The 11,544-nt window shown below is 39.2% G+C and carries 8 protein-coding genes; 5 read left to right on the plus strand and 3 right to left on the minus strand.

The annotated features are described in order from the left end of the window. Window positions 1-119 precede the first annotated feature (119 nt). The 4 genes from nadK (at window position 120) to I6E69_RS15755 (ending at window position 3,744) form a co-directional block, all read left to right on the plus strand. Window positions 120-1,004: an NAD(+) kinase gene (nadK, locus tag I6E69_RS15740; protein WP_004335384.1), complete on the plus strand. Its 885-nt coding sequence runs from the start codon at window positions 120-122 to the stop codon at window positions 1,002-1,004. A gap of 77 nt (window positions 1,005-1,081) precedes the next feature. Then, window positions 1,082-1,639, plus strand: a complete 558-nt coding sequence (locus tag I6E69_RS15745; protein WP_149602433.1) for a hypothetical protein — start codon at window positions 1,082-1,084, stop codon at window positions 1,637-1,639. 75 nt (window positions 1,640-1,714) lie between these two features. Continuing rightward, entirely contained in the window at window positions 1,715-3,388 is a 1,674-nt protein-coding gene (recN, locus tag I6E69_RS15750) for a DNA repair protein RecN (RefSeq protein WP_197121626.1), read from the plus strand. Window positions 3,389-3,420: 32 nt separating this feature from the next. Next, a complete protein-coding gene (locus I6E69_RS15755) occupies window positions 3,421-3,744 on the plus strand; it encodes a hypothetical protein (protein WP_149602431.1) in 324 nt (107 codons plus the stop codon). Between the two features lie 13 nt (window positions 3,745-3,757). Here I6E69_RS15755 and I6E69_RS15760 read toward each other — a convergent pair whose 3' ends face one another. Then, window positions 3,758-4,780: a diguanylate cyclase gene (locus I6E69_RS15760; protein WP_231619804.1), complete on the minus strand. Its 1,023-nt coding sequence runs from the start codon at window positions 4,778-4,780 to the stop codon at window positions 3,758-3,760. Window positions 4,781-5,046: 266 nt separating this feature from the next. On the opposite strand from I6E69_RS15760, the gene I6E69_RS15765 reads away from it, so the two are divergent. Continuing rightward, complete coding sequence (locus I6E69_RS15765) at window positions 5,047-5,583, plus strand: hypothetical protein (protein WP_039487450.1); 537 nt, start codon at window positions 5,047-5,049, stop codon at window positions 5,581-5,583. 60 nt (window positions 5,584-5,643) lie between these two features. Here the strand turns inward: I6E69_RS15765 and I6E69_RS15770 are convergent, their stop codons facing one another. Both I6E69_RS15770 and gltB read right to left on the minus strand, forming a co-directional pair. After that, complete coding sequence (locus I6E69_RS15770) at window positions 5,644-7,059, minus strand: FAD-dependent oxidoreductase (protein WP_004335378.1); 1,416 nt, start codon at window positions 7,057-7,059, stop codon at window positions 5,644-5,646. A gap of 9 nt (window positions 7,060-7,068) precedes the next feature. Beyond that, complete coding sequence (gltB, locus tag I6E69_RS15775) at window positions 7,069-11,526, minus strand: glutamate synthase large subunit (protein WP_004335377.1); 4,458 nt, start codon at window positions 11,524-11,526, stop codon at window positions 7,069-7,071. Window positions 11,527-11,544: the final 18 nt, after the last annotated feature.

Below are 11,544 nucleotides of genomic sequence, written 5' to 3' on the forward strand. Positions count from 1 at the left end.
TCGTGCAGTTAACTCACTGCGAATAAAATTGAAGGTTTATAATATTGCTATAATCTGTATTTTCAAACACTTCTGTTTTGAGTTACTCTACAATTATTAAATCTTTTTGTGCGTACATTATGGACTCTCCTTTTAATACCATAGGCCTAATTGGCAAACCTAATCACCCGGGAGCCGCTGCTACCCTTCAGCGCTTACATACATTTTTACTTGCGCTTGGTTTTGAGGTAATAGTAGAAAAACGCACAGGGAGTCAATTAGACGATATCCCGCATGACAAACTTGTTAAGTTAGTCGACTTAGGAGAACAAGCAGATTTAGCTATTGTTGTAGGCGGTGACGGTAACATGCTTGGTGCTGCACGCGTGCTTGCGCGCTTTAACATTGCTGTTATTGGTGTAAATAGAGGTAACCTTGGCTTTTTAACTGATTTAAACCCTGAAGGGTTTGAAGCGAGCTTAGAGCAAGTCCTCAGTGGTGAGTACCTTGAAGAAAAACGCTTTTTATTAGAAGTAGAAGTATATCGCCACAACGAATTAAAGAGTGCAAACTCAGCCGTTAACGAAGCGGTACTTCATGCCGATAAAGTAGCGCATATGATTGAGTTTGAAGCTTTTATAAATAATGACTTTGTGTTTTCTCAGCGCTCTGACGGTTTAATAGTATCAACCCCTACTGGCTCTACGGCATATTCACTTTCAGGTGGCGGGCCAATTTTAACGCCAGAGCTAAATGCAATATCGTTAGTACCTATGTTTCCTCATACCTTATCTAGTAGACCTTTAGTGGTCGATGCCGATAATGAAGTTCGTTTAAAGCTAAGCCTAGAAAATACAGATAGCCTACAAGTAAGTTGCGACAGCCATGTTGTGCTTGCCGTATTACCCGGCGATGAGGTAGTAATTAAAAAAGCGGATAAACAATTGCGCTTAATTCATCCAAAAAATTACTCGTACTACAACGTTTTACGTACAAAACTAAATTGGGGTAGTCGTTTGTACTAATTTTATTGCCAAAAGTTAAACGATAGAGCAAAATATTAGTAACAACTAAAAATTAAACATTTCAGGAACAAACGGCAATGACTTATGTAGTATTCTTTGCTTTACTGCTATTAATTACACTTTTATACAGTTACCTCAAAATTGAGAGTAATCGCAAAAAAGCAATCGAAGCTAGAAAAAAGCTATTTAATGAACGTGTTTCGCATGTAAATTCACGCCTTAAAGCAAAGCTTAATGATCTTCTTGATGCTAAAATAATTCGCCCAAAATACGTTCCTCGTATTCAAGCTATTGTAAATAATTTTTTTGTTGTGCAATCGCATACAGACGAGAATTTGCAACAACTTGAAGATACCGCTGACCTACTAATTAATACGTTGTCCAATGAGTTAATTAAAGCTAATCAAACGAATGTAATCCAACCATTGATTGATAATATACAGTACTTTGTATCTGAGTTACCTCAGCAAGGAATTTTATACAATAAGAGTTTTTACCTAAATACTTTACCTCCACTTATCGGGCTACTTAAAACCGAAGACGTTATACAAGCTACTGATATTGTTGATGATCAAATTGATACCTCCCCAAAAACTTCTGACACACAATTTACTCAAGATGTAAGCGTTGCATAAATAATAAAAAATTAATTTGCAAAAAAACAAAACACTGTATAAATTAACAGTTAATTGACTGGATGGATAAACAGTATGTTAATTGGTTTAGAAGTTAAAAATTTTGCAATTGTTAGTAATTTAAGCACAGAATGGCGCAGCGGTATGACCGCAATCACTGGCGAGACAGGTGCTGGTAAATCTATTGCTATTGATGCGCTATCATTATGTTTAGGTGAACGAGCTGAAGCATCAGCAGTGCGCCCAAGCTCTGATAAAGCAGAAGTATGCGCTCAATTTGACCTAACAGATTTACCGCTAGCTCAATCGTTTTTAGAGCAACATATGCTAAACAATGACGATAATGAATGTCTATTGCGTCGTGTTGTTTGCAAAAATGGACGCAGTAAAAGCTATATTAATGGCAGTGCCGTTACCGCATCACAATTAAAAGAACTTGGTCAATATTTAATATCTATTCATGGACAACATGCCCACCAACACTTATTAAAAGCTGAGCATCAGTTACAGCTTTTAGATGCCTATGCAGGGCATCACAACTTAGTAAATGATGTAAATAACAACTATAAACAGTTTGCTAACTTACAAAAAGAATTTAAACATTTAGAGCAACAACAGCAGCAACAAGCAGCGCAAAAACAATTGTTAGAATACCAAGTTGCAGAGCTCGATGAGTTTGCCTTACAAGAAGGTGAATTTGATTTAATTGAGGCCGAGCATTACAAACTTAGTAATAGCCAAACAATATTAGAATCGTGCCAACGTGAATTACAATACTTATATGAAAGTGATGAACAAAATGCTTGTTCAATGCTGCAGCACAGTGCCCAACAATTCGCTGAGCTGGCTCAATACGACGAAAGCTTAGCGGGCGTAGCAGCCCTTCTTAGTGAAGCCGCAGTACAAGTTGAAGAAGCAAGCCGTGAAGTTCGAAATTATACTGAGCAAGCAGATTTAGATCCTGCTCGTTTAGGTGAAGTAGAAAATAGACTAAGCGGTGCGATGGATTTAGCGCGTAAGCATCACATAAAACCACAGCAGCTAGTTGAGTTTCATCAATCGATTGCTCAGGAGCTTGAGTCAATAAGTAATAATAGTAATCGTCTGGAGCAACTAGAGTCAGAAATAGAAAGCGCGTTACTTAGTTATAAGCAAGCTGCCGATGAACTAAGTAAAAGTCGCTATGAGTATGCGAATACACTTAACACACTAATAAGTGAAAGCATGGCTAATTTATCGATGGAAAACGGTGTATTTGAAATAGCTTTAACTCAAGAGAGTAGCCGCGCACCTAATAGCTTAGGGTACGATAATGTGTCGTTTTTAGTATCAACTAATCCGGGGCAGCCACTTCAGCCGTTAGCTAAAGTAGCCTCAGGTGGTGAACTTTCGCGAATTAGCCTTGCTATACAAGTAATTATTGCCCAAAAAGTAACAACCCCAACGCTTATTTTTGATGAAGTTGATGTAGGTATTTCTGGCCCTACAGCATCAGCCGTAGGCAAACTATTGCGCCAGTTAGGTAAGTCTACTCAAGTGATTTGTGTTACCCATTTACCGCAAGTTGCTAGTAGCGCACACCAACAATTTTTTGTAGCTAAAGAAATAGCACAAGGCGAAACGTTCACTCATATGCTGCCTTTGAATAAAGATGGTCGTATTAATGAAATAGCTCGCTTACTTGGTGGTGATAATATCAGTAAAACAGCTAAAGCGAATGCTAAAGAACTAATAATGGCCCATGCCTAATATTGGTTAATAGAGCTTTGAAGGATTAAATAATGCACAGTACTTTAGTTAATTTTTGTATCATTTTAAGTTGGTTTTTATTAGCGCTAAGCAGCTGTTTAATTATTTTTAGTAAATATAAGCATATTTACTTTAAACAGCGTTTACTGAGGTTTTTAAATAGCTTTTTAGTTCTTCAGATAATCGCTGTAGCCTATTACTTTACTAGCGAAAAAGTAAATAACCTAAGTGACTTAGGGATAAGTTATTGGCTATTAATTACAATGCAGATTGCCTGCAATGCAATGTGTTACATGAGCGTAAAGCGCAGAAAGGCTAAAATAAAGCCATCACTTGATTCGTTTTCAATGGATTAAAGTAGATAAACCTTTAAGAAGAACACGTTCTGTTTTTACCTTGCGCTTTTGCTTTATAAAGTAGTTCATCAGCACGCTTGATATCAAGATCAATTGAGCGTTCGGCACTTGCAGAGATAACACCAATACTTAGCGTAATATTGGTACTATCTGAAAATAAGCTCACAACTGAAGCTTTAAGGGCGTTGTGGATTTTTTCTGCAACTTGCTCCCCCTGCTCAACTGTTGCATCTGGAATAACAATTAAAAACTCCTCTCCGCCCCAACGTGATGCAATCGCATTTTTTGGAATACTTTTATCAAAGGTTTTAGCTAACTGAATAAGTGCTTCATCGCCAAAATCATGGCCGAATTGATCATTAATTTTTTTAAAATTATCTACATCAGCTAATAAAATTACAAAAGTAGTATTATTATCTTTCAGCTCACTTTTAAAAGCCACAAGCTTATTCATGGTATAGCGACGGTTTGGCAGGTTGGTGAGTGGATCTATAGTTGCTAAAAATTCATTTTTTTGACTCAAAGCAATTATTTTATTGCTGTATTTTTCTCTTAAACACTCGTAGTAGCCACTCAGCGACGCGACAATCATAAAGGAAATTATTATTCTTATAGGAAACTGTTCCGGACTATAGTCATATATGTTGAATATATCAGCACAGTAAAAGCCTAAAACAATCGCTAATAAAAACAAAATTATATCAAATGTACCTCGTTTAAGTCCGCGTATTGAATAAGTAACAGGAGACACTATGAATATCCATATAGGCCCTGTTCCTTGTGCCCCACCAGTGAGAACTAGGTAAAACATTAGTGCATAAAGGTTGTATAAAATTATAGTGCCTGACTTCTCTACTCCCCTACTTATGCTAAATGCCAATAAATAAACAAACGAAGAAACAACCAGAGTACACGCTAATAAATAACTGCTATTAATAAATGCTAAGCTAGCCATCGAAAACGTTGCTATAAACCCTATTGAAGAGAAGAATCGAACAATGAGTTTCCTTTCCGATTTGTTTGAATATTCGTACATAATTTCTATTTATTTTATTAATGTATAAAAGCCTACTTGTATGTAAAAAGTAAGCAAACCGTAAACAGCGTGCGATAATGAACCAACTTTATATTTAAATCAACTCTTAAGATTAGTTATTTAGGCTTGATAAAAGCGTATATTTTAGTCATTATTTACCTTTATCAGGGATGAATACGGTTATTGTAATGTATGACCCCATGATGTAATACGCTTTATTTAAAAAAATAAAGCCTAGGATAAAACAATAACGTTAAGGATTAAAAATGAATAAACTTGCTCTTCTTGTTCCTGCACTAATAGTACTGAGTGGCTGTAAAAGTAATGATATAACTCGCGCAGTTAAAGATGGTATTAACGGTGCTGTAAATAGTGTATCTAGCTCTAGCAACCAATCAATTAACTCTTCAAATCAAAGTGCTTATACAACGACGCAAACAAAAGTTTTAGCGTATAAAGCAACAAAAGAAGCTAGAGATTATGGCCAAATAACGTTAGCTAGTACTGCTGAAAATCCAAAAAAACAAACTCGAGTTGCTATAAATAAGTGCCTGCATCCTCGTGTAGGTGAAGTAAAATGTAAGGCTTATATGTATGAGATTAGCCCGCAAGGCTGGTTAATAGATGCCCAAAGCAACCGTATTTGGCTCGAAACAAGAACAACCCACTATGACAAGGTAGTTCCTTCTGGTAGTTACTATATGAAAGTAAGAACGGAAGGTGTCGCTAAAGAAAGCTATGCTACAGGTGATATTAATATAATACCGTTTGTTACTAACTACGTTGACATTACATTCGAATAAAACAAATAAAAAAGCAAGCCAGTTGGCTTGCTTCTTACATCACTTTATTAATACGAACAATTAAACTTTTAAGTAATCCATAATACCTTCTGCAGCATTACGTCCTTCAAAAATAGCGGTTACCACTAAATCTGAACCACGCACAATATCGCCACCAGCAAATATTTTAGGGTTCGTTGTTTGATGTGTAAATTCACCTTGTTCTGGAGCATTAATGCCGCCCCAGTGGTTTATTTCTACATCGTATTTTTCTAACCAATCCATTTTATGAGGCTGGAAACCAAATGCCATAATAACTTGGTCAGCTTCTATCACATGCTCTGAACCAGGTACTTCTTCAGCACGACTTCTGCCATTTGCGTCAGGTTCGCCTAATTTAGTTTTAACCATTCTAACGCCAGTTACTTTACCTTTATCGTTCAATACAATGCCTTTAGGCTGAACGTTATAGGTAAATATAACGCCTTCTTCTTTGGCGTTTTTAACTTCACGTTTAGAACCAGGCATATTTTCTTTATCACGACGATAAGCACACGTTACTTTTGCAGCATTTTGACGAATAGACGTACGCACACAGTCCATCGCTGTATCACCACCACCAAGTACAACTACTTTTTGGTTAGCCATATCAATACACGGCTGCTTAGTCTCGTCATAGCCCATTACACGGTTAGTGTTACCAATCAAGAACGGGAGTGCATCGTGAACACCTGGTGCATCTTCATTTTCAAGACCTGCACGCATACTTTGATACGTACCAACTCCTAAAAATACGGCGTCGTAATCTGCTAAAATTTGATCAAGCGTAATATCAACACCTACTTCAACATTTAACTTAAACTCCACGCCCATTTCAGTGAAAATTTCACGGCGCTTTTGCATCACTTCTTTTTCAAGTTTAAAAGAAGGAATACCAAACGTGAGTAGTCCGCCAATTTCTGGATGACGATCAAACACTACTGGTTTAACACCATTGCGTACTAAAATATCAGCACACCCTAAACCAGCTGGGCCCGCACCAATAATAGCCACTTTTTTGTCGGTCCATGTTACATAAGACATATCAGGCTTCCAGCCCATTTTAAATGCCTCATCGGTAATATACTTCTCAATATTACCAATTGTTACAGCACCAAACTCTTCATCTAATGTACACGAGCCTTCACACAAGCGATCTTGTGGGCAAACGCGACCACACACTTCTGGTAAACTGTTTGTACGATGAGAAAGCTCTGCTGCCTCTATAATACGACCTGTGCGTATTAACTTTAACCATTGTGGAATGTAGTTATGTACTGGGCACTTCCACTCACAATACGGGTTACCACAATCTAAACAACGATCAGCTTGTGAGTTAACCTGATTCTCTGAAAAGGGTTCGTAAATTTCTACGAAAGATTTTTTACGTGACGAGATTGGTTTTTTGCGTGGGTCTACACGCTGCACGTCTATAAATTGATATACATTTTCGCTCATACTGCCCCCTTATTGCGCCTGAACACGTAGTTCGGCACTACTGCGAGCGCGATGCCCGAGTAAACTTTTTACGTCGCTTGATTTTGGTTTTACTAATTTGAACATCGGTAAGTACAGTTCAAAGTTAGCTAAAATGCTTTCTGCTCTGCACGAACCCGTAAGCTCTAAATGCTCAGCAATTAAGCCGCGTAAATGTTCTTGATGCGACGTTAATTCGTCTAGTGTTACTATTTCTACAAGCTCTGGATTAATGCGTTTTTCAAAATCATTTCGCTCATCTAAAATATAAGCAAAACCACCAGTCATACCCGCGCCAAAGTTAACACCTACATTACCAAGTACACACACAACGCCACCGGTCATGTATTCACAACCGTTGTCACCTACACCTTCAACAACCGCTTGCACACCTGAGTTACGAACTGCAAAGCGCTCACCGGCACAACCCGCTGCAAACAGTTTTCCGCCTGTAGCGCCGTACAAACATGTGTTTCCGGCAATGGTTGCTTTATGGCTTTCAAAAGATGAGCCAAGTGGTGGACGAATAACTAACTTACCGCCTGCCATGCCTTTACCTACGTAATCGTTAGCATCGCCAACCAATGTCATTTCAAGACCACCGGCATTCCATACACCAAACGATTGACCCGCAGTACCGTGTAATTCAATTGCTACTGGGTCTGCCGCCATACCTTGATTACCGTGTTTATCAGCAATATAACCCGAAAGCATTGCACCTACAGAGCGGTCAGTATTACAAATACGACTCACAAGCGAGATACCGCTTGACGTATCAATTGCCTCTTGCGCTTTAGCTAATAAACTTTCGTTTAACTTACCTAGGTAATGTGAACTGTTAGGCGCACTACAATAAAGCGTTTCGCCAGTTGGGTTGTTCGGCTGAGCAATAACAGACGATAAATCAATTTTCTTCTGCTTTGCAGTTTTGCCTTCAATTTCTTCTAATAAATCTAAACGGCCAATTAAATCAGTTAAATTTGCAACGCCTAGGCTAGCCATAATTTCACGAGCTTCTTGCGCTATAAACTTAAAGTAGTTCATCGCCATTTCTGGTAAACCGTGATAATGCTTTTGACGAAGTGTTTCGTCTTGTGTTGCAACACCGGTCGCACAGTTATTTAAGTGACAAATACGTAAGTATTTACACCCAAGGGCAACCATTGGACCAGTACCAAAGCCAAAGCTTTCAGCACCTAAAATTGCCGCTTTAATAATATCTAAACCTGTTTTTAAGCCACCATCTGTTTGCAGACGAATACGATGACGAAGGCCATTTTCAACTAGTGCTTGCTGTGTTTCAGCAAGTCCAAGCTCCCATGGGCTACCCGCATATTTAACAGAAGTAAGTGGGCTTGCGCCTGTACCGCCATCGTAGCCAGAAATAGTAATTAAATCGGCATATGCTTTAGCAACACCTGTTGCAATGGTTCCCACACCTGGCTCTGAAACCAGTTTTACAGAAATAAGTGCTTTAGGGTTTACTTGTTTTAAATCGAAAATTAGCTGTGCTAAATCTTCAATTGAGTAAATATCGTGATGCGGTGGTGGCGAAATTAACGTAACACCTGGTACCGAATAACGAAGCTTAGCAATATACGGCGTTACTTTTTCACCTGGTAATTGTCCACCTTCGCCTGGTTTTGCACCTTGCGCTACTTTAATTTGAATAACGTCAGCACTGCGTAAGTAATGAGGCGTTACACCAAATCGACCTGAAGCGACTTGTTTAATACGCGAGTTTTTCTCTGTACCATAACGCAGTTTATCTTCACCGCCTTCACCAGAGTTTGAACAACCACCTAAGCGGTTCATTGCAATTGCTAGCGCTTCATGCGCTTCTGGTGATAACGCACCAATACTCATTGCTGCTGAGTCAAAACGCTTGTATAGGTTTTCTGCAGACTCTACTTCATCAATGCTTATACCTTGCTCAGGTAATTTAAGCGCTAACATATCGCGCAAAGTCGCTATTGGACGATTATTAACTAAATCAGCGTACGCACTGTAGTCCTTATAATCACCTGAGCGAACCGCTTTTTGCAGGGTTTGAATAACATCTGGATTATAAGCATGATACTCACCACCGTGAACGTACTTAAATAAACCACCGTGGCTTAATAATTTACGCTTACTTAAAGCAAGTTTGTGCAAACTTTGCTGATCGTCATCAAAGTCGGTAAAGCATGCACCTTGTATGCGACTTGCAACGCCTTTAAAGCACATTTCAATAATCGCATCAGATAATCCCACCGCTTCAAACAACATTGAACAACGATAAGACGCAACCGTACTTATGCCCATTTTAGACATAATTTTGTACAAGCCTTTATTAATGGCTTTACGATAAGCAAGGGTCACTTCGCAATACGACTTATCAATAATTTTGCTGTCGCTCATCGCAACTAACGATTCATACGCAAGGTATGGATAAATTGCCGTAGCACCAAAACCTAATAGCACAGCAAATTGGTGCGCATCTCGCACGCTGCCAGTTTCAATGATAATATTTGATTCACAGCGCAAGTTGTTATCAACTAAGCGCTTTTGTACCGCACCTACAGCCATAGCAGCTGGAATTGGTAAATTTATTTCATCAAAGTTACGGTCAGTTAAAATAAGCATGATACAGCCCGCAGCTGCTTTTTCTTGTGCTTGGTCACAAATACGCGTAACCGCGTTTTCTAAACCCTCTTCAACTGTGTAGGTAATATCAATTTTACAGTAGCTGTAGTGCGCTTCATCAGCATTTAATAGCTGCTGCATATCTGCGTACATTAAAATTGGTGTATCAAACTGTAGGCGCTTAGCGTGGCCCGTTGTTTCGTTAAATACGTTTTGCTCACTACCAATACAGGTTGCAAGCGACATTACATGGTTTTCACGTAGTGGATCGATAGGTGGATTTGTTACTTGCGCAAATTTTTGGCGGAAGTAATCATAAAGTGAACGATGCCCTTCACTAAGCACAGCAAATGGCGTGTCATCACCCATTGAGCCTGTCGCTTCTTGGCCGTTTTCACCCATTACACGAATAACGCTATCAAGCTCTTCGTTGGTATAACCAAACATTTTTTGATATTTAGCTAGCGTTTCGTCATCAAATGAGCGATTACCAGCGTCTTGCTCAGTAAGTTCTTCAAATGGAACTAAACGTTTAACGTTTTCTTCAAGCCATGACTTGTAAGGATGGCGAGATTTTAAATCTTGATCGATTTCATCCGAGTGCCAGATTTTGCCAAGTTTAGTATCAATAACTAATAATTCACCTGGACCAACACGGCCTTTTTCAACCACTTCATCGGCAGTGTAATCCCAAATACCCACTTCTGATGCAAGCGTAATAAAACCATCTTGTGTAATTACATAACGTGCTGGGCGAAGTCCATTACGGTCAAGGTTACACGCCGCAAAACGACCATCCGACATAACAATACCTGCCGGGCCATCCCATGGTTCCATATGCATAGAGTTAAAGTCGTAAAATGCACGTAAATCGTCGTCCATTGCACGGTTTTTCTGCCATGCAGGCGGCACGAGCATACGCATAGCGCGGAATAAATCCATGCCGCCAGCTAAAAATAGCTCAAGCATATTATCTAGGCTTGATGAATCAGAACCGGTTTCGTTTACAAACGGCGCTGCGCTTTGTAAATCAGGAATAAGCGGTGACGCAAATTTATAAGAACGTGCGCGTGCCCACTGGCGGTTACCTTCAATAGTATTAATTTCACCATTGTGTGCTAAATAGCGGAAAGGTTGAGCTAAAGGCCAACGCGGCTGAGTATTAGTAGAAAAGCGCTGATGGAAAACACAAATCGCACTCGTCATACGAATATCAGCTAAATCTAGGTAAAAATTAGGTAAATCCGCAGGCATCATTAAGCCTTTATAGATAGTTACCAAACCAGATAAACTTGCGATATAGAAAGCTTCATCATCAACAATGCGCTTTTCAGCGCGGCGGCGTGCTACATATAAGCGACGCTCTAAGTCTTTAGAACGCCAACCTTCTGGCGCGCTAACAAAAATTTGTTCAAAACCTGGTAATTGCTGTACAGCAATAGGACCCAACATAGATGGGTCGGTCGGTACAACACGCCAACCTAAAATATTTAGCGTTTCTTTTTCTAATTCTTCGCTAAGTATTTGTTTTGCAGCTTGTGCTAAAACAGGGTCTGAATTTAAAAATATCATACCCACTGCATAGTTTTTGCCTAAGTGCCAATTATGTTCACTGGCAATTGCACGGAAAAAGCTATCTGGTTTTTGTAATAATAAACCACAGCCATCACCTGTTTTACCATCGGCAGATATACCGCCACGGTGCTGCATGCGATCAAGCCCCGTAATAGCAGTACGAATAAGCCTATGACTAGCTTGACCATTAACTTGGGCTATTAAGCCAAAGCCACAATTTTCTTTTTCTAACTTTGAGTCGTATAACATAGACCCCTCCCCTTGCTG

Source organism: Pseudoalteromonas sp. NZS100 (genome assembly GCF_015864815.1).
In the GTDB taxonomy this organism is placed as follows: domain Bacteria; phylum Pseudomonadota; class Gammaproteobacteria; order Enterobacterales; family Alteromonadaceae; genus Pseudoalteromonas; species Pseudoalteromonas distincta.

Excerpts from the sequence above, each read along its gene's own strand:
- I6E69_RS15760 (WP_231619804.1), bottom strand. The coding sequence starts at position 4,780 with ATGTACGAATATTCAAACAAATCGGAAAGGAAACTCATTGTTCGATTC.
- gltB (WP_004335377.1), bottom strand. The coding sequence starts at position 11,526 with ATGTTATACGACTCAAAGTTAGAAAAAGAAAATTGTGGCTTTGGCTTA.
- nadK (WP_004335384.1), top strand. The coding sequence starts at position 120 with ATGGACTCTCCTTTTAATACCATAGGCCTAATTGGCAAACCTAATCAC.
- I6E69_RS15765 (WP_039487450.1), top strand. The coding sequence starts at position 5,047 with ATGAATAAACTTGCTCTTCTTGTTCCTGCACTAATAGTACTGAGTGGC.
- I6E69_RS15770 (WP_004335378.1), bottom strand. The coding sequence starts at position 7,059 with ATGAGCGAAAATGTATATCAATTTATAGACGTGCAGCGTGTAGACCCA.
- I6E69_RS15755 (WP_149602431.1), top strand. The coding sequence starts at position 3,421 with ATGCACAGTACTTTAGTTAATTTTTGTATCATTTTAAGTTGGTTTTTA.
- I6E69_RS15745 (WP_149602433.1), top strand. The coding sequence starts at position 1,082 with ATGACTTATGTAGTATTCTTTGCTTTACTGCTATTAATTACACTTTTA.
- recN (WP_197121626.1), top strand. The coding sequence starts at position 1,715 with ATGTTAATTGGTTTAGAAGTTAAAAATTTTGCAATTGTTAGTAATTTA.